Here is a 19735-nt window from a genome sequence, read left to right as displayed (position 1 = left end):
AAGGCATGCGTCTTTAGGCGCATGCCTTGTTGCATTTCGTAGTATAATATGATTTGGTACTAGCTAGAGAGAACACATACGTGAGGTGGAAGAGAAATGAAAAACGTACCTGTCGGCGTATCCGCTCGCCATATTCATTTGACTCAAGAACATATCGAGATTTTGTTCGGTAAAGGTTATCAATTGACGGAGTTCAAGCCATTGTCCCAACCAGGACAATTTGCTGCGAACGAAACAGTTGAAGTTGTAGGCTCCAAAGGATCCTTCAATAAAGTTCGTATTTTGGGACCAGCACGTCCTGCATCCCAATTGGAAATTTCTCGCACTGACTCCTTCGCAATTGGTGTAAAAGCACCTGTTCGCGAATCTGGAGATATCGAAGGTACACCAGGCGTTCTTGTAAAAGGACCTGCAGGTGAAGTTGAATTGCAAGACGGCGTTATCGTAGCTGCTCGTCACATTCACTTCCATACTTCTGATGCAGAAAAATGGGGGATTAAAGACAAGCAAAAGCTTCGCGTACGTGTAGGTGGAGAGCGCGGTGTTGTATTTGAACACGTGGTTGCACGCGTATCTGAGAATTTTGCATTGGACATGCATATCGACACAGACGAAGCGAATGCTTCTGGCGTGAAAAACGGCGATACTGCTGAGATCATTGATTAATTATTGAATCATACTTTTCAAAATGAAAGGTGCAGTCCTTATAGGGCTGCGCCTTTTTGCATGGAGTCTCTTCTTCGTTCGCATAAGAGTCATACTAATTATGGTAAGTCATCTGTCCGGACGGCAGACGGATCCCTGAACCGGGATCGTGTGGCTGTTAAGCGACAGATTGACATGACTTGTGGCGTACTAAGCGAAAAGCAGATATCAAGCATATTAAAAGCCATGTCGAATGTATTTTTCGATTTCACATTCCCAGACCCAATGGCAGGGGGGAGCCTCATGAAGAAAATGTATATCGGCAACCGGCCAGACCGGGAATTTATCGTCAAGGCAACCGTAGGATCAGAGGAATTTGATAATACCAGGTTCGTAGATTTTAGTATCGAGAATAGCTTGAGCCTGACAGGTGGGTTCCAGCTCGGAACGGCCATTACGTCCAAACTCACCATTAAGCTACGAACAAATTATATTGTGCCGCCGAATGCACGAATCGTGCCGTATCTGTCCTTGTCTATGTCGGGCTTAACCTGTATCCTTGGCAGGACGTGGACATTAACTGGAATGGCACTAGTACAAACTGGCTGCCGCTTGGTGAGTTTTATGTAGATTTCCGTGAACGAGTTAACGACGTTGGGGCTTACGTCTGCTATGACAAGCTAGTTTTTGCAGATGTACCTTATATATCCGCTTTGAAATATCCAGCAAGCCAGAAAGCAGTTTTTGATGAAATATGCGGTCGGCTAGGCTGGCCCTATGACAGCAGTGTGGTGATTAATCCGTCATACAAGATTGGGGTCGGATCAGCAGGCTACAGTATGCGTCAGGTGCTGAGTTACATCGCTGCTGCCAATAGTGCAAGCATCTACATCGATAAAGCCGGCACAATCAAATTTAAGCGGTTTATGGCCAACGATGAGCCTGTCTTTGCGATGACTACGGCTGATTATGTCAGCGCGAAGCAGACCAATCCAGTTAAGACGTATACCAGAATAGTGGCCACGTACAGCAGGTGGAACACTTACTGGTACTCTTCGTGGAGTTGATGGAGACTTCAGCTGCGAGCTGCGAGCCTCGCCTTTAGACTTGGACAAGGGAGAATTTCTAAACAGGAAAATCACTTTTCACCAAATGGCAGAAGCGATCAGTTGTACTATGATCATTATCATGGCGGAGATGATTCTAACCGAGTAACAGGTCATATTTTCTTTGGTCCATACGGTCGACCGGGTATTAAACCGTAATCTGTGATAAGGTATAGCTAATACTAAAAAACCTCTAGTACCTACTCAAGTAAATTCATTTAAGAAGGGGACAGAAAATTGCGGCCAGACATCTTAACTTTATATGAAAAATTCTTGTTATTAAGCATTCCTAACCCATTTACATTGAGTGATATTGATAGACGGTTGAAGACAAAATATTTTGCTGAAGATGTCGATTTAGGTCAGTTTGAAGGATTAAAGAAAGATCCATATGCTCATTATGAGTCTATTGTTAAAGCTTATACATTTCGTGATGAAAGAGGATTTAATCAGCTTGTTAAGCTTAATCCTTCAGAATATTTGAGTTCAGAAGAAATCAACCTGCTTATTAATTCTGACGACAACATTTATATGTCAGGGGGAACTACGCAAGGAACATCGTTTTTACTGGCTCTTGAAACAAACATATTTGGTGGAATAAAAAAGGAAAGCATGGTCTTAGGGAATGAGGAATTTGAAGACTATTTAAAAGCTCTATATTTAACAGGATATATTGATCTTGAAGATGATTTCTTGTTGGAAAAGGCTCATGAGCGGTACAGAGAGGGGAATGTGTTAAAGTATTTCGGGTACACACAAGGAGAATCAAAATTTTGAGTTACATGAGCAAGTGCCGTTGAGGAAAGAATCCCACGGCACTTTGTTGTTTATAATTTTTAGAAACCTATGTCTTCTACTTTCTTCAACGAAAAACACCGATAGTTGTTGGCTCGAATGCCAACCTGCTGATTTAATGAGACATGTTCCTGATAACGCTTGAAAGCCCCGGATTGCTCCGAGGCTTTTTTATAATTAGCTATTTATCATTCACATCTCCGGCACTAAACATAATTCCGATTTCTTCAGAGCCTTTAACACGATATTTTATACCATTTCTAACAGTGTTATTGTCTATCGTTGTGAAATCGACACCTTCATCAAGTAGACCAAGTTCTTTGAGTATCTTACCACGATCTTCTGTCGATATTTCGGGATTGGTTACAGTAATGATTAATCCCATAGAAATAATAATGTCAGCAGCGGATTCCTGATCCCCGAAACCGTTTCCTATTAGCAAAACGTCCCGGATTTTCCCGCCGTTTTTATTGACGGTGCCAACGATTCCGAGTTTATTTGTAAACATGTATTTGAATGTGTCCTGAAGTTCTCCCTTTTCGACCGAAATTTTATTTATCCGAAGATCAGATTTAAATTCTTTTGCGCTATTGTTAAATGCTTTTTTAAACTCTTCTGGTGATAAGCCGATGGTTGCAGGAGGAGCTTCTTTCTTTACATCATTTTCTTTATTATCATTGTCCTTATTTTTGTTTGTATTTACTTGTTTTTGAGGTGTTGCAACCTTATTCTCTATTGGTTCCTTTTTGTTCGTATCAACAGAAGCGGCAACAGGTTGTACATTCTCAGTCTTTTTTACAGATTGATCCGACTTAGTATTTCCAAATACCCCAGCTACAATAATTAGGGCTAGGATCCAGAACCACCAACGTTTGTAGATAGGTTTTTTAGCTTTACTAGCAGTCATTAGTACTTTCCTCCCGATATTATTTTCAAGGCATATTGTACCATCTTTAGGTCGGTGGAACTATGTAATAACTGGTAAATAAATTAAAAAGAGCTAGAATTTCTCCGAGGCTCATTTCCATTAAAACAACTTTTTGAGAAGTGCTTTATAAATCTTATCATCGACTTCCAGTAATGATTTCTTCCCGTCTTTAAACTCCAACGCAATTATGTAAACACCTTTCTTTTTAGCAGAAAGTCCGGCCAAAAGTCCAACCCACACTATACCCACAAAATCGATGTCAAACATTGGATCACGTTGTCCAACTTTGTCTATAGCGAAAGCTCAGAAAACCGCACCATTTCAGTGTTTTGGACAACATAGGGCAATATTGTACACCCCGTAATAACTAATTATGGAAGTTCATTCTTGGCTCTCCACTTCGGATGATGGTATAATTTGAAGTAATGTTCATGTACATAGATAACCTACAGACTACAGAATCGAATGAGAAGAAGGAGTGCCGACCAATGAACAAAGAGTCGAAAGATTACTCCAAATATTTTGATTTCTCGAATGCCAAAGTCATTTCCGAGGATGAACAAGGTAAACGGATTCGTATAAATGGTCGTGAAATCAACATTATTTCGGAGCCTAACCAACGTCAGGAGAAGCAGAGGGGCAAGCAGGATATTCAGGTACACTATGATCAGGCCGTGCCTGAGGAGCTGCAGGGACTAGGCGTTGGGAAGAAATATATTATTTATACATTTGGCTGCCAAATGAACGAGCATGATTCCGAGACGATGAGCGGCTTGCTTGAACAGATGGGCTATGAAAAAACGGAAGACCGAAAACAAGCAGATATTATCTTATTAAATACATGCGCGATTCGTGAAAATGCAGAAGATAAAGTATTTGGTGAGCTTGGACATTTGAAGACATTGAAGCTGCAAAGACCGGGGCTTATTCTTGGCGTGTGCGGTTGTATGTCCCAAGAAGAAAATGTCGTGAATCGCATTATGCAGAAGCATCAATTTGTTGATATCGTATTCGGTACGCATAATATTCACCGCTTGCCGATCTTGGTGCGCGATGCCTTGTTCAACAAGGAAATGGTCGTGGAAGTGTGGTCTAAGGAAGGCGACATCATCGAGAATTTGCCGAAGAAGCGGGAAGGGATGCGAGCATGGGTCAACATTATGTATGGTTGTGATAAGTTCTGTACATATTGCATCGTTCCTTATACCCGTGGCAAAGAACGCAGCCGCCGTCCGGAAGATGTAATTGCCGAAGTAAGAGACTTGGCTCGTCAAGGATTCAAGGAAATTACACTGCTTGGTCAAAACGTCAACGCTTACGGCAAAGACTTTACGGACATCGATTACTCGTTCGGCGATCTGATGGACGAAATTCGAACGATTGATGTGCCGCGTATCCGCTTCACTACTTCACATCCAAGAGACTTTGACGATCGATTAATTGAAGTGCTCGCGAAGCGCGGCAACCTGGTTGAGCATATTCATCTTCCTGTACAATCGGGAAGCACGGAAATATTGAAGAAGATGAGCCGCAAGTATGATCGGGAGCGCTTCCTGGAGCTGGCATTTAAAATCAAACAGGCGATACCGGATGTTGTCTTTACAACGGATATTATTGTAGGGTTCCCTGGCGAGACGGACGAACAGTTCGAAGAAACGATGTCACTTGTACGGGAGGTAGAGTTCGACTTTGCCTATACATTCATCTATTCCCCGCGCGAAGGCACACCGGCGGCAGGGATGGAAGACAATGTTCCGATGGAAGTGAAGAAGGAGCGCCTGCAGCGCCTGAACGCCCTGCTGCAGGATCAGAGCCGTCGAAGCAATGAAAGGCTGCAAGATCAAGTGGTGGAGGTGCTAGTGGAAGGGGAGAGCAAGAATAACCCGGACATTTTATCCGCTCGGACGCGCACGAATAAGCTTGTCCATTTTGCAGGATCGGCGTCGTTGATCGGTCAAATTGTTCATGTTAAGATTACAGATGTGATGTCCTATTACATCAAGGGTGTGCTTGTCACACAACCGATGCAAATGACTTCTTAACCTTTTCTTTATTTTCGGATACAATAAACGAGAAGAGATAGATTTTACCAATATAATTCAGGCCGAATAGATGGGAGAGGTTCTCATTGACGCAACAATCACAATCTTCGAAGGTGAATTCGGAACACGCAGAACACTCGGAGCATGAGGAGCACGTCCATCGATCGGGATGCGGTATACCGAAGTTCAATACGCGGGATTTGCTAGTACGAGAAGATATTATGGCGAAGGCGAAGCAGTTGTCTGAACTCATCATTACAACGGATGAGGTTCGGCAATATCAGCAAGCTGAGAAGCAAATTCAAACGCATACTAGGGTACAAGAGCTGATCTCAACGATTAAGAAGAAGCAGAAGGAACTGGTTGCGTTCCAATCGTTCCAAAACGCGAAGATGGTAGATAAAATCGAGAATGAGATTAGTGAGCTCCAGGATGAACTGGACAATATTCCACTCGTTGTGGAATTCCAGCAGAGTCAGAGCGATGTGAATTACATGCTGCAACTGGTTATGTCGGTTATTCGTGATACGGTATCTGATAAGATTGAAGTAGAAGCAGCAACCCCTGAAGCGCCAGAATCATGCGACTAAGCACGGATGAATAGAAGAAGGTTTCCTACAGATGATGTGGGAAACCTTCTTTTTCTTATGCACGGAGAGGGGATCATAGATTATCTTTCATAGTAGGCAGCATTGCTCCAAGGTACACAGACGACGTATGCGGCATAGGAGCAGTATAGTCGTCAGCGAGATAGAGCCGTTGGCAGCCTGCGAAACAATCAGGAGAGCAGCTTGCGGAATTGTTCGGTAAGCAGCGGCACCACCTCGAATAAATCACCGACGATCCCGTAATTCGCTACTTTAAAGATAGGGGCTTCAGGATCGATATTAATGGCAACAATGATTCGAGCTTGACTCATTCCTGCGATATGCTGGATGGCTCCACTAATCCCGCAGGCAAAATAAATCTCAGGTGTAACAACCTTACCCGTCTGTCCGATCTGCAACGAGTAGTCGCAATAGCCCGCATCACAAGCTCCGCGCGAAGCGCCGACTGCTCCATTCAGCACACGTGCCAGCTGTTCCAGGGGCTTGAACCCTTCGGCACTTTTCACACCTCGACCGCCAGAAATAATAATTTTGGCCTCTGACAAATCAACGGAGCCGCTCATCTTCGTGACGACTTCGTGGACAACCGTCCGTAGGGATGGGGCGGGGGCAAGCAAGGAATCAACTTGCGGCTGCTGAATGCTCTCGTGAGTCGGAAGTAAACCCGCTTGTTGAGTAACAGGAGTGAAGTTGTTAGGTCTAACCGTGATGATCCAAGGTCGTGCTTGATTGGCGAAGCGTCTAGTTTCGAATGCTTTGCCTGCATAGACAGGCCTTAGGAAGGTCGTGTCGGAGTCATCCGCACGAATCGATACGACATCGGATATTTGACCTGTATGGAGCTGAGCTGCTAGCATCGGCGCGAGATCACGTCCCATCGCTGTATGCCCAAGCAGCACGACGTCCGGCGATTGCTGCTCTGTAAAGGCATGCAGTGCCGCGAAATACGTCTCCGCCTCGTAATATTTATACCTCTCATCATCTGCGCAGCTAACTTGCGCAATTCCTGGAATCATCAAGGACTGGATTGTGTCCTCTGCAAGTTGAAACCCAATGACAAGCACAATAATTCGATCATCAGGCTTCGCCATTTGCGCGGCAGCACCAAGCGCTTCGAATGTAACCTGGCGCAATCGATCTCCGCGTATTTCAGCAATAACAGCATATGTGCGGCTCATAGCAGCACTCCTTTCCAGTCGATAGCACGCTTGCGGCTTCATGTTAAGGCTCAATCGTTACAAGTAAGTGCATGTTCAATTTGCAACCTAGTTAGAAAGAGTTAGAAGAGAGAGGAAGTATCGCGTAGCGATTGAACCAATTGCTCTACTTGCTCCGATACAGTGCCCTTCAATATCTGCCCCTCCTGTCTTGGGGGAGGAAGCTCGAGGGCTACTCGCTCTGTGGCAGGAGCATAAGATTCATTCTGAAGCTGTTCGGTAGCCGACCGCTTTTCGATAGGCTTCCGCTTCGCCTTCATAATGCCTGGTAGAGTCGGATATCTGGGCTCGTTCAATCCTTGCTGTGCCGTAAATAATGCAGGCAAGGTCACTTTGAGATTCTCGTTATCACCTTCTGCGTCACGACTGACCGTTACCTGCGAATCATCGATACGCTCGATCGAAGTGATCGCAGCGACATGTGGCAGGTCGAGCAGGCTGGCGACACGGACAGCAACCTGGGCACTGCCTTGATCAACAGAGAAGTGACCAGAGAAGATTAGATCCGGCTGTTTCTCCTGCAATGTCTTTGCGAGCAAGTGAGAGATTGTGAATTCATCCATCTTCCCTGTTTCACTTGGCGACAGAACAAGATGTACGGCTTCGTCTGCTCCCATTGCGAGCGCTATGCGAAGCGCTTCCTCGGAACGATCAGGACCGGCAGTCACTACGGTGACTACGCCGCCATGATTTTCTTTCCATCGTACGGCTTCTTCGATGGCATATTCATCATAGGGATTTATTATCCATTTTACTCCGTCTTCAGAGAGCAGACCATCTGTAATTATGACTTTTTCTTCTGTGTCGAACGTTTGCTTCATAAGCACCACTAAATTCAAGGTCATCACCCCAAGTTCCGGCTTCATTACGATTATTGTATGGAGAAATCTTCGGACTTATCTCTACTACTTTTATTCGAATTTCATTAACCAGTGGTCATAAAAGGCAAGAACGTATTTTTTCATGTCCCAACTCATATCCATCAAACATAGTTCATTACGAACAGCTATGTTGAGCAAAACGAGATCAGGCATGTATCACCCAAAAGGGAGGGGAGGTATGGTGCTGATTTATGTAAAATGGCTTGTCTTTCTCTTCGTTGTTGCGATAGGCATCGGCTTGACCGCTGCTGCAATTCGACGACGAGTCAGCTACATAGGCTTGGGGCTGGCAGGCACGAAGCCAACCGAGCAGGCGAGGCGAACCATGCGTGCCATAGGACAGACGTTCGGTCAAGGCAAGCTGTGGAAGGATCCGCGAAGTGGGTTTATGCATGCAGTAATGTTCTACGGATTCCTCCATTTGCAGGTCGGAGCACTAGATTTGATTTGGAAGGGGTTGACTGGCCACTCACTGCCCCTGCCAGCCCATCATGTCTTCATCGTGGCTCAGGAATGGACAGTGCTCATGGTGCTCGCAGCAGTATTGTTTGCAGTCTATCGACGCTACGTGGAGAGGCTGCCACGCTTGAAGCGGGGGTGGAAGCCCTCAATTGTACTGTTCTTCATCGGCGGATTGATGGTGACTGTCATTGGCACCATGACATTCGATTATGCGCTAGAGGCCATGAATGGAGTTGGAGGGCCTAATGGTTCGATTTCGGCAGGAATTGCATCGGCTATCGTAATGCCCTTGTCAGTTGGCGCACATGCAGAACTGTGGCTCACCGTCGGATATGAATTATTTTGGTGGTTACATTTGCTGATTTTGTTTTCATTTCTCATATATGTGCCACAATCGAAGCATTTCCACTTGATAACTGCACCGATCAATCTCTGGCTGAAGCGTCCAGAGGAAGAGACAGGGAAGTTGAAAATGATCAATTTGGAAGACGAGGAGGCAGAATCATTCGGGGTTGGAGCAATCGAGCAATTCGAGCGGAAGCAGCTGCTTGATCTGTATGCCTGCGTGGAATGTGGGCGCTGTACGAATGTGTGTCCTGCATCGCATACGGGCAAGCTGCTCTCTCCTATGCATCTCATCTCGAAGCTGCGTGATCACTTAACCGAGAAAGAGGCAGCCGTAACTTCGACCAACCCGTGGGTACCAAGCTTGGCAGCACCTGGGTCGCTGCCGTTCCATCGCATGGCGGAGGAAGGTGAGCAGCAGGCCGGAGGCGCATTTGACGAGCCAGCTGCGTTGCAGCGATTTCAGTCAGGGATGCAGGGGACGATGGCTAAGCAGCAGGAGAGATGGCAGAGAAACATGCCTGATGGGCGGCAACAGTCTGCTCAGTCAATCGAGTTGATCGGTGATGTTATTACCGAGGAAGAACTGTGGGCATGTACAACATGCCGCAACTGCGAGGATCAGTGCCCAGTCGGAAATGAGCATGTCGATAAAATTGTAGACATGAGGCGCTATCTGGTGCTGACACAAGGGAAAATGCCTGTGGACGGACAACGAGCGCTGCAAAATATTGAGCGTCAGGGCAACCCATGGGGGATCAGTCGCAATGACAGATTCAAATGGGCCGCAGAGTGGACGAAGGAAACAGGCATAACTGTGCCGACGGTTAAGGAGCGTCCAGATTTCGAGGTGCTGCTGTTCGTGGGAGCTATGGGTTCCTATGATATGCGTACACAGCACGTAACGAAGGCACTAATTCGTCTTTTCCATGCAGCTGATGTGGCATTTGCTGTTCTTGGCAATGAAGAGCGGAGCTCAGGAGATACCGCGCGGCGTATGGGCAATGAATTTTTGTTTCAGCAGATGTGCGCAGAGAATATTGCAACGTTCCACAAATATGGTGTCCGAAGGATCGTTACCGCTTGTCCGCATACGTATCACACATTGAAGAAAGAGTATCCGGATTTTGGGTTGGATTCAGAAGTGCAGGTATATCATCACACAGAATGGCTGTATCAGTTGTGGCAGGCGGGGCGTATTCGCTTCGTTCATCCGGTTCACGAGAGCGTCGCTTGGCATGACTCCTGCTATTTGGCACGTTACAACGGGATTATTGACGTCCCTAGAGAACTGCTGCGTGCAGTGCCGGAACTAACGGTGCTTGAATTGGAACGAAGTGGGGCTAATGCGATGTGCTGCGGGGCAGGCGGTGGTCAGATGTGGATGGAGGAAACGTCTGGGACGCGCGTCAATGTGGCGCGGGTAGAGCAGGCGCTTCAGGTTCAGCCTTCTGTGATTGGGTCTGCATGTCCATATTGCCTCGCGATGATGGAGGATGGTGTCAAGGCGAAAGAGCGAAGCGATGTGCGCAGTGCCGATATTGCTGAGCTGCTCGTCAAGTCTGTATGTGGAACCTAATGTTCAGGGAGGTGGAGTGAAGCATGGCATGCTTGTATGGCCGTTCTTCTACGCTGCGTTAGCTGATTAACAATTAACATACGAGGCTTGCTTATGGTGGCCTGGGGTGCGTCTGAGAAGGAGTGAGGCATATAGAAGGACAGATTGCGGGGAAGTGTGTCCGTGCAAATGAAAGGCAGCTAGGCTATACCATGCACATGCAGTAGGAGGGGTACCGAGGTGAAACGATGGAATGAGGTTCAACGGGCAGCTGTTATTGGCTCAGGGGTAATGGGAGCCGCCATCGCAGCTCATTTGGCGAATGCAGGCATACGATGTCTGTTATTAGATATCGTGCCAGAAGAGCTGACGGAGGACGAAGTGGAGGCAGGCAAGACTCTGGAGCATCCGGATGTCCGCAGCCGCCACGCTAATCAAGCGATTGCGCGATTGAAGAAGTCGAGTCCAGCACCGCTCTATATGGAAGCGTTCGCAGAGCGTATCATACCGGGTAATACAGCGGATCATTTGCAGGAACTTGCGCAGGTAGATTGGATTATTGAGGCGGTCACGGAACGAGTGGACGTGAAGCGCACGGTGCTGGCGCAAATAGAGCGCCACTGGCAAGAAGGGACGCTGATCAGCTCGAATACGTCAGGCATTTCCCTTGAATCCATGTTGGAAGGGCGATCAGAAGCATTTAGGCGTTCATTTGTCGGCACTCATTTCTTTAATCCGCCACGATACATGCATCTGGTGGAGCTTATACCGAATGCATTGTCGGATCAGTCGGTATTAGAAGGGGCCAAGGAATGGTGTGAGCGCAGACTGGGCAAGGGAGTAGTCATTGCCAAAGACACGCCTAACTTCATTGCCAATCGAATTGGGACGTACGGCTTGGTGATCACGCTTCAAGAAATGGAACGGTACGGTCTTACCATCGAGGAGGTCGATGCCTTAACAGGGCCGATTATCGGGCGGCCGAAGAGTGCTACATTCCGAACGCTGGATATCGTCGGACTAGATACATTCCTCCATGTAGCGAACAATGTGGCTGAGCATGCTGAGACAGAAGCGGAGCGGAATACGTTTACTCTGCCGCATTGGTTCAAAGAAATGGTAGAACGAGGCTGGCTAGGAGAGAAGAGCGGCCAAGGATTCTACCGCAAGGTACGCAGCGGTTCACCTGGAGAAGATCCGATCCATGCACTGCGTTGGCAGGATTGGACGTATGAGCCGAGGCAGCAGGTTGCTTCGGTGACGCTGCAGCAGGCGAAGCGGGAGAAGGGAACGGCAGCCAAGCTGAGAGCTGCAATCAGCGGCCGTGACCAAGGTTCACAGTTCATCTGGAGCATGATGAAGCAGGTATTGTGCTATGCAGCTTCCAAGGTAGGGGAAATTGCAGATCATATCGAGGATATTGATAAAGCAATGCGATGGGGCTTCAATTGGGAGCTGGGCCCATTTGAATGCTGGGATGCGATTGGTCTTCGGGACAGTGTCGCACGCATGAGGGCAGAGGACACAGAAGTTCCGGTCTGGGTGGAGGCATGGCTGGAACAAGGTCACGAGCGGTTCTATGAGCAGCGAAGCAGCGGATTGTTCTTCGCCGCGGCAGGAGAATGGCAGCAATCCGTAGAGAGTGAACAATCGATATTGCTTCGCTCTTTGAAGGAACAGGGAAGGACAATCGCACGCAATAGCGGTGCAAGTCTTATTGATGTCGGCGATGATGTGGCCTGTCTGGAATTCCATTCTCCGAACAATGCCATCGGGGAAGATATTTTATCCATGATCGAGAAGAGCGTAGATATCGTAGCGCGTGACTACCGAGGTCTTATTGTTGCGAATGAGGGACGCAACTTCTGCGTTGGGGCAAATGTGATGCTTCTGCTCGGCGAGGCTCAGGCCGAGGAATGGGACGAAATCGACTTCATTATCCGCCAATTCCAGCGAGCGATGATGAAGCTGAAGGGCTTGCAGCGGCCCGTCGTTGCTGCACCGCACCGAATGACACTTGGCGGAGGTGTGGAGGCGTGCCTGCCGGCCGATATGATTGTGTTCAGTCCAGAGACATACTTCGGACTAGTGGAGACCGGAGTTGGACTGATTCCTGGTGGGGGAGGCTGCAAGGAAACGGCGATTGCGCTCTCACATCGGCTGCCGCATCCCGATGATGATCTGAACGCATCACTTGTGCGCGCATTCGAGACGATCGCCATGGCCAAAGTGTCGAACAGTGGTCATGATGCACTGCGACTCGCCTATGTACGATCCCAAGATCGTGTGCTATTCGCGGAGCAGCGCCGCATCTATGAAGCGAAGCAGGCCGTTCTCGCTATGGATTCGGCAGGGTATGTAGGGCAAGTGCAGGAAGCTGGTCGACCATCTATACGCGTAGCTGGACGGGAAGGCTTTGGCGTTCTGCAGTTAGCCGTATCCAATATGCTGGAGGGCGGCTACATAAGTGAGCACGATGCGTTAATTGCTCGCAAGCTCGCACGTGTACTTACAGGTGGAGACGTGCCTGCCAATCGCCTCTTATCTGAATCGCATCTGCTCGACTTGGAGCGGGAAGCTTTCTTATCTCTTTGCGGAGAACGGAAAACACAGCAGCGGATGCAGCACATGCTGAGCAAGGGGAAGCCGCTGCGCAATTAGGGCATATCGAATTAGACATCATACTGGCAAGCAGGGTCGGAGCAGTGTTTGGATAGCAGCAAAGAAACAAAGAAGCAACCAGTAATGGAACAACAGAACAGTAGAACAACAGAACAGTAGAACAACAGAACAACAGAACAGCAAAACAGCAAAACAGCAAAACAGCAGAACAGCAGAACAGCGAGAGATGGCATTGGTTTCTGTTGCTGGAAGGCAATTGGGTGAGAGGGGGATATGCATGGTAGCGGATACGCCTGCAAAAGCATTAAGAGAAGTGGTCATCGTTGCGGCAGCAAGAACAGCAGTAGGCAAGGGAAAGCGTGGAGCACTGGCTGACACGAGAGCGGAGGATTTGGGACGAACCGTCATTGAGGCGGTGCTGGAGCGAACCCCAGGACTAGAGAAGCATGACATAGATGATGTCATTCTAGGTTGTGCGATGCCGGAGGGGGAGCAGGGGCTGAATGTAGCGAGGACAATCGCGCTTTATGCAGGGCTTCCCCATACGGTTCCCGGGGTCACCATCAATCGATTCTGCTCATCCGGTTTGCAGGCAATTGCCTATGCAGCGGAGCGGATTATGACAGGAGCTGCGGATGTCATTATCGCCGGAGGCGTAGAGAGCATGTCACATGTTCCTATGACAGGCTTCAAGCTGTCTCCTCATCCGGTTATCTCTGAAGAACGTCCTGAGATCTATATCAGTATGGGTCACACAGCGGAACGGGTCGCCAAGCAATTTGGCATAACCCGCGAGATGCAGGATGCATATGCGACAAGGAGCCACCAACGTGCCGTTCAAGCCTATGCGGACGGGAAATTCAACGATGAAGTGGTGACCGTTCAGGCTAAGCGAACTTGGGAGGAAGCAGGCGGCAAACTGAAGAGTACGACCATCGATTTTCGAATAGATGAATGCATTCGCCCAGAGACAAATGAGGATACGTTGCGCAAGCTGAAGCCGTCTTTTGCCGCACAGGGCTCTGTAACAGCTGGCAATTCCTCGCCGTATAGCGATGGAGCGGCCGCGGTCATGGTAATGAGCCGGGAGCGGGCAGAAGAACTAGGGTTGGAACCGCTCGCGGTATACCGTTCGTTTGCCGTTGCGGGCGTCCCGCCTGAAGTGATGGGCATCGGACCAGTTGAAGCTATCCCGAAGGCGCTTCGCCTTGCAGGAATCACGAAGGAAGACGTAGCGCTCTATGAGGTAAATGAGGCATTTGCCGCACAGTGCCTTGCGGTCATTCAGGAGCTGGGACTTGATGACAGCATTGTGAATGTAAATGGTGGAGCGATTGCGCTTGGTCATCCGCTTGGCTGCACGGGCGCGAAGCTGACCACAAGTCTCATTTATGAGCTGCGCCGCAGAGGTGGTGGTCTGGGTGTTGTGTCCATGTGCATCGGCGGCGGGATGGGGGCTGCAGGCGTATTTGAGGTTTTGCCGCCGCGTGAGGAGAATGGTGAGGATTTTGCAGTCGCATCGAAAGATACCGTTGGGGATTAACGGCACATAGACTTGTCTGCATGAATTGTACCAGACGGGAAGATGGCGGGTACAAGAATGAGGATGGATCGGAGGAATGAAGCATGGAAGCTGCGTCTACGACGCGTGTAAGAGGCGGTGGCTTCGTCATTGACGAGCCGAATCTGGAGTGGGTAGTGACACCAGAGGATTTCACTTCGGAGCAGCGATTGTTCGCGGACACGACCCAGGCATTTGTTGAGGGAGATGTGCTGCCGCATGATGAGGATATTGAACATCTTAATTATGAGCTGACTGTTCAATTGATGCGGAAGGCAGGAGAGCTTGGACTGTTAGCGACAGATATCCCAGAAGCCTATGGGGGGCTTGGTCTCGATAAGGTAAGTTCTACGATTGTCAATGAGAACTTGGCCCGTGCATCTTCCTTCGCATTGTCCATTGGCGCTCATGTTGGCATCGGCACTCTGCCGATTGTGTACTTTGGAACGGATCAGCAGAAGCGTACGTATTTGCCTGAATTGGCGACAGGCGCTAAGATCGCTGCCTATTGTCTAACAGAACCAGCATCCGGTTCTGATGCGCTCGGCGCACGAACAACGGCTAAGCTGTCTGATGATGGTACTCATTACATTCTGAGCGGATCGAAGTTGTATATTACGAATGCAGGTTTTGCAGATATTTTCATTGTGTATGCCAAGGTAGATGGTGTGAAATTTACAGCATTTATTGTGGAGCGAAGCATGGAAGGATTTACGGTTGGGCCGGAAGAGAAAAAGATGGGGATCAAGGGCTCATCCACCTGCCCGATTTACTTCGATAATGTCCGTGTTCCGATTGAAAATGTGCTTGGCGAAATCGGCAAGGGGCATCTGATCGCATTTAATATTTTGAACATAGGCAGATTCAAGCTGGGGGCAGGTTGTTTGGGTGCGGCGAAGGAGACGATCCAGTTGGCTTCCGCATATGCGAATGCTCGCACACAGTTCGGCAAGCCAATCAGCAGTTTCCCGCTTATTGGGAAGAAGCTCGCGGAGATGAATACGCTGACCTACGTGTTAGAGAGCATGGTATATCGAACATCAGGATATATTGATGCGATGCTGCAAGACGTCAATGATGGCTCTTCTAGTACGGGAGCGCAAGATTCAGCCCATGCAGGCGTATCTCCGGCCAAAGCAATCGCGGAGTTTGCGCTTGAATGCTCCATTATTAAGGTATTTGGCAGTGAAGCACTGAACACGATTGCGGATGAGGGCGTGCAAATCCATGGCGGTTATGGCTACATCCAAGAATACAAGGTCGAGCGGATCTATCGCGATGCACGCATTAATCGGATATTCGAGGGCACGAATGAGATCAATCGACTGCTTATTCCTGGAACCTTGTTGAAAAAAGCATTAAAGGGCGAGCTTCCGTTAATGGAGCGCCTAGAGCGGCTGCAGGAAGAGGTTCTGGCATTCAGCCCTTCACTTGGCGATGAAGAAGATGGCCCAATGGCTGAACTTTATAAGTTGTTGAACCAAATGAAAACTGCGTTTCTCGTTGTGGGCGGAACGGCGGTTCAGAAGTATGGTACGCGCATCGAGCAAGAGCAGGAGGTTCTTTCCGCTCTCGCAGACATGATGATTTATATTTACGCAGCAGAAAGTGCGATTCTACGAACGGATAAGCTGGTTAGCCGCTTAGGTGAAGAGAAGGCTGAACTTGCTCTGCAAATGACACAGGTGTTCGTTCGTGATGCGCTTCAGGTAATTGAACAGAGAGCCAAAGAAACGCTTCAAGAAGCAGCATCAGGAGATACCCTTCGCACGCAGTTATCGCTGCTCAAGAAATTCAGCCGCGCCACTCCATTATCCTTGACCTCGCGGAAGCGGGCTATCGCTGCACGCATTATTGCGAACGAGCGTTACACCGTTGTCTAGATTAACAATGAGCAGCAATGCAATCAATATGCGCTGATGCATGCTGAAGCGCAACTAGAACGAGGAAGGGGAGTAGCATCATGAATGCCTATTCTGATGAAAGGCCATGGCTGCGCCATTATCCCGAAGAAGTAGCACCGTCGTTCGACTATCCGAAGCATAATGTGGCCCACCTTCTAGAGAAGGCTGCGGCAGAATTCCCCGAGCGCGCAGCTATTGAGTTTATGGGAAAGACGCTTACGTATCGTGAACTACTCGCTTCTGTCTATCAATTTGCTGGAGGCCTGCGCTCACTTGGTGTGAGTGCAGGAGAGCGGGTTGCCATCATGCTGCCGAATTGCCCGCAAATGATCATAGCCTATTACGGCACATTGATGATGGGTGGAATTGCGGTGATGACGAGTCCGCTGTACATGGAGGGAGAATTGACCCACCAACTGGAGGATTCCGGAGCAACCGCGATCATTACATTGGATTTGCTGTTTGCTCGTGTACTTCATGTGAGGCAGAAGACGAAGCTGAATCACATGATTGTTACTTCTATTCGGGATTATTTGCCATTCCCAAAAAATTGGTTGTATCCATTGAAGATGAAGAAGGATGGCCAATCGCTCGCAATTCCTGATGTTCCGGGTGTTGTTCGCTATAAGCGATGGCTCGCATCAAGTGCGCCCCTAACGAAGGCGCATTCTGTGGATGCCGAACAGGATGTCGCCATGATTCAATATACAGGAGGCACAACCGGAAGAGCGAAGGGAGTGATGCTGACGCATTATAATTTGATTGCCAATACGGTGCAGACGTCAAATTGGTTCTATCGCGCGCAGCGCGGCAAGGAAACGTTCCTTGCGGCACTCCCATGCTTTCATGTGTTCGGCTTGACGGTACTGCTCAATTTAGGAATTCATCTGGCAAGCAAGCTTATTCTGCTGCCTCGGTTCGATACGATGCAGGTGCTCGAGTGCATTCATAAGGAAAGAGCAACGATCTTCCCAGGAGCTCCGACGATGTACATTGCAATTAACCACCATAAGGAGGTAGCACGGTACGACCTATCGTCTGTGCAGGCGTGCGTGTCTGGCTCTGCACCACTCCCATTGGAGGTGCAAGAGCGGTTCGAAGCCATTACAGGAGGCCGGTTGATTGAAGGTTATGGCTTAACGGAAGCTTCACCGGTTACACATGCGAATCCGCTCTGGGGATATCGGAAGATCGGAACCATTGGCATTCCATTTCCCGATACAGATGCTAAGATCGTCAATCCAGACACTGGAGAGTCGATGCCAGTCGGCGCCATTGGCGAACTGGCTGTACGAGGGCCGCAGATCATGAAGGGATACTGGAATCGACCTGAGGAGACGGCAGATGTGTTGAAAGAGGGGTGGCTGCATACTGGCGACATGGCCAAGATGGATGCCGACGGGTTCTTCTCAATCGTCGATCGGATGAAGGAAATGATCAATGCAAGCGGATTTAAAGTGTTCCCGCGCGATGTGGAAGAAGTGCTGTTCGAGCACCCGCAGGTAAAAGAGGCAGCTGTCATCGGTGTGCCGGATCCTTATCGGGGGGAGACAGTCAAGGCCTTCATCGTGCCAGTGGAAGGAGCTGCGATTACAGAGAAGGAACTGGAAGGATGGTGCCGGGCTAAGCTCGCTGCATTCAAGATTCCGCGGCAAATTGAATTCCGAGCGGAGCTGCCTAAAACAATGGTTGGCAAGGTGCTAAGGCGCAAGCTAGTGGAGGAAGAGGCCCAGCGCCGGCTGCAGCGCGATGGCCATCGGGATGGGATCGCATCAGATGATACAGACAAGGACAAAGAGTAGATGCTGCGCAATATGCATGCATTGTGATAAGATAGAAGGGGAAGGCCGGTCGTTGATAGAGATCGGCCTTCTCTACTTTTAACATTTTGTTAGTGAAGTAAGGGCATAATGTTAGTATACTATTAGGTAAATAATGGCGGAAGAATCGAGAGGTGGCTAACATGAGCAATGAGCAGAATCTGCAGTGGGATGAATTAGAGGCACGTGCGCAGTCTTCGTTCTGGGGATATTTGGGTTGTGAGCTCGTTCAAGCGGATGAGAAGGAAGTGATCCTCCGGCTAGATGCGAAGGCTCACCATTTGAATATGATAGGCATTGTACATGGGGGCGTGTTGTCCTCCCTGCTTGATAATGCGATGGGAATCGCCGCTTCCGCATACAAGCAAGATCCGAATATTGTTACCGGAAGCCTGAATGTGAACTTTCTGCGACCAATGAAGGCAGGCATATTGGAAGTAAGGGCGCATGTCGTTCATGCAACGAAGCGCGTGCTCACGCTTCAAGGCACGGTAGTGAATGAGCAAGGGGAGCTTGGCACGATGGCAACGGGGACTTTCCACGTGAGAGGTCAACGCGCGGGAGGTTGACATTTAGCACCGATTTGTCATAATGACGTTAAGCTAACTATCGGATATCAGGTCTCGGAGAGGAGATGGATTCGGAATTGAAGGCATTGATTGTCATAGATTATACGTATGATTTTGTATGGGGCCGACTTCCATGCGGGGAACCGGCCGTACATATTGAGAATCGTGTTGCGGAGTTGGTAGATTCCTTCGTGAATGCTGGAGATTTCGTGACGATGGCGGTTGATCTGCACGAAGAACAAGATCCCTACCATCCTGAAACGGCTCTGTTCCCGCCGCATAATATTAGGGGCACGGATGGGCGCAATCTATACGGTCAAGTAGCTGAAGTATACGAACGCCATCAATCCGAAGTATACTGGATGGATAAGACCAGATACAGCTCATTCTGCGGCACGGATCTTGATATGAGACTGCGAGCAAGACAGATTGAAGAAGTCCATTTAGTTGGAGTATGTACGGACATCTGCGTGCTTCATACAGCTGTAGATGCTTATAATATGGGATATAAGATTATTGTCCATGAGGATGCTGTCGCCACCTTCAATGAGCATGCGCATGAATGGGCGCTACAGCACTTCCGCAATTCACTCGGTGCTCAGATTATAAGTGGGTACCGCACAGAATAGTTAATGCCGCATACTGTATGACTGGTAAGTGGTAGAAAGAGAG

General features: G+C 48.7%; 17 protein-coding genes. 13 read left to right on the top strand and 4 right to left on the bottom strand.

Annotated features, from left to right (window positions below; genetic code table 11):
* The first annotated feature begins 96 nt into the window (after positions 1–96).
* The 4 genes from pduL (at position 97) to PBN151_RS08945 (ending at position 2528) form a co-directional block, all read left to right on the top strand.
* Entirely contained in the window at positions 97–666 is a 570-nt protein-coding gene (gene pduL, locus PBN151_RS08960; RefSeq protein WP_072728737.1) for a phosphate propanoyltransferase, read from the top strand.
* Positions 667–948: 282 nt separating this feature from the next.
* A complete protein-coding gene (locus tag PBN151_RS31855; protein WP_227774548.1) occupies positions 949–1275 on the top strand; it encodes a hypothetical protein in 327 nt (108 codons plus the stop codon).
* Positions 1215–1712 (top strand): hypothetical protein, encoded by a 498-nt coding sequence (locus PBN151_RS31175; RefSeq protein WP_175560674.1) that lies wholly within the window; start codon positions 1215–1217, stop codon positions 1710–1712. The genes PBN151_RS31855 and PBN151_RS31175 overlap by 61 nt, the downstream gene beginning before the upstream one ends.
* A 276-nt stretch (positions 1713–1988) precedes the next feature.
* Positions 1989–2528, top strand: coding sequence for a pyruvate kinase (locus tag PBN151_RS08945; protein ID WP_072728735.1), 540 nt, complete (start codon positions 1989–1991; stop codon positions 2526–2528).
* 199 nt (positions 2529–2727) lie between these two features.
* Here PBN151_RS08945 and PBN151_RS08940 read toward each other — a convergent pair whose 3' ends face one another.
* On the bottom strand, positions 2728–3453 hold the full coding sequence (locus PBN151_RS08940) for a hypothetical protein (RefSeq protein ID WP_072728734.1): 726 nt from the start codon (positions 3451–3453) through the stop codon (positions 2728–2730).
* 120 nt (positions 3454–3573) lie between these two features.
* Complete coding sequence (locus PBN151_RS31850) at positions 3574–3741, bottom strand: hypothetical protein (protein WP_227774547.1); 168 nt, start codon at positions 3739–3741, stop codon at positions 3574–3576.
* A gap of 221 nt (positions 3742–3962) precedes the next feature.
* Here PBN151_RS31850 and miaB point away from each other — a divergent pair, with 221 nt between their 5' ends.
* Positions 3963–5516 (top strand): tRNA (N6-isopentenyl adenosine(37)-C2)-methylthiotransferase MiaB, encoded by a 1554-nt coding sequence (miaB, locus tag PBN151_RS08935; protein WP_227774546.1) that lies wholly within the window; start codon positions 3963–3965, stop codon positions 5514–5516.
* A gap of 86 nt (positions 5517–5602) precedes the next feature.
* The gene (locus PBN151_RS08930; protein ID WP_065294129.1) at positions 5603–6106 is read left to right on the top strand and encodes a YlbF/YmcA family competence regulator; all 504 of its coding nucleotides are present in this window, start codon (positions 5603–5605) and stop codon (positions 6104–6106) included.
* Positions 6107–6294: 188 nt separating this feature from the next.
* Here PBN151_RS08930 and PBN151_RS08925 read toward each other — a convergent pair whose 3' ends face one another.
* Together PBN151_RS08925 and PBN151_RS08920 are read right to left on the bottom strand one after the other, a co-directional pair.
* Positions 6295–7302, bottom strand: coding sequence for an electron transfer flavoprotein subunit alpha/FixB family protein (locus tag PBN151_RS08925; protein WP_072728732.1), 1008 nt, complete (start codon positions 7300–7302; stop codon positions 6295–6297).
* 101 nt (positions 7303–7403) lie between these two features.
* Positions 7404–8180 carry an electron transfer flavoprotein subunit beta/FixA family protein gene (locus PBN151_RS08920; protein WP_072728976.1) on the bottom strand — a complete coding sequence of 259 codons (777 nt, stop codon included), beginning with the start codon at positions 8178–8180 and terminating at the stop codon, positions 7404–7406.
* Between the two features lie 220 nt (positions 8181–8400).
* Here PBN151_RS08920 and PBN151_RS08915 point away from each other — a divergent pair, with 220 nt between their 5' ends.
* From PBN151_RS08915 to PBN151_RS08885, 7 genes are all read left to right on the top strand, one after another.
* Positions 8401–10608 (top strand): (Fe-S)-binding protein, encoded by a 2208-nt coding sequence (locus tag PBN151_RS08915; protein WP_072728731.1) that lies wholly within the window; start codon positions 8401–8403, stop codon positions 10606–10608.
* Positions 10609–10827: 219 nt separating this feature from the next.
* Positions 10828–13248, top strand: a complete 2421-nt coding sequence (locus tag PBN151_RS08910) for a 3-hydroxyacyl-CoA dehydrogenase/enoyl-CoA hydratase family protein (RefSeq protein WP_083545077.1) — start codon at positions 10828–10830, stop codon at positions 13246–13248.
* 238 nt (positions 13249–13486) lie between these two features.
* On the top strand, positions 13487–14752 hold the full coding sequence (locus PBN151_RS08905; protein WP_072728729.1) for an acetyl-CoA C-acyltransferase: 1266 nt from the start codon (positions 13487–13489) through the stop codon (positions 14750–14752).
* A gap of 83 nt (positions 14753–14835) precedes the next feature.
* Positions 14836–16653, top strand: a complete 1818-nt coding sequence (locus PBN151_RS08900) for an acyl-CoA dehydrogenase family protein (RefSeq protein WP_072728728.1) — start codon at positions 14836–14838, stop codon at positions 16651–16653.
* 80 nt (positions 16654–16733) lie between these two features.
* Entirely contained in the window at positions 16734–18476 is a 1743-nt protein-coding gene (locus PBN151_RS08895; protein WP_072728727.1) for a long-chain-fatty-acid--CoA ligase, read from the top strand.
* 161 nt (positions 18477–18637) lie between these two features.
* Entirely contained in the window at positions 18638–19063 is a 426-nt protein-coding gene (locus tag PBN151_RS08890) for a PaaI family thioesterase (RefSeq protein ID WP_072728726.1), read from the top strand.
* 77 nt (positions 19064–19140) lie between these two features.
* A complete protein-coding gene (locus PBN151_RS08885) occupies positions 19141–19692 on the top strand; it encodes a cysteine hydrolase family protein (RefSeq protein WP_072728975.1) in 552 nt (183 codons plus the stop codon).
* The last annotated feature ends 43 nt before the right edge of the window (positions 19693–19735 follow it).

It is taken from the genome of Paenibacillus sp. NAIST15-1 (assembly GCF_001894745.1).
GTDB classification, from domain to species: domain Bacteria; phylum Bacillota; class Bacilli; order Paenibacillales; family Paenibacillaceae; genus Paenibacillus_B; species Paenibacillus_B suaedae.
Note: the sequence above shows the minus strand (reverse complement) of the source record. Positions and strands in the feature narration are given on the sequence as shown.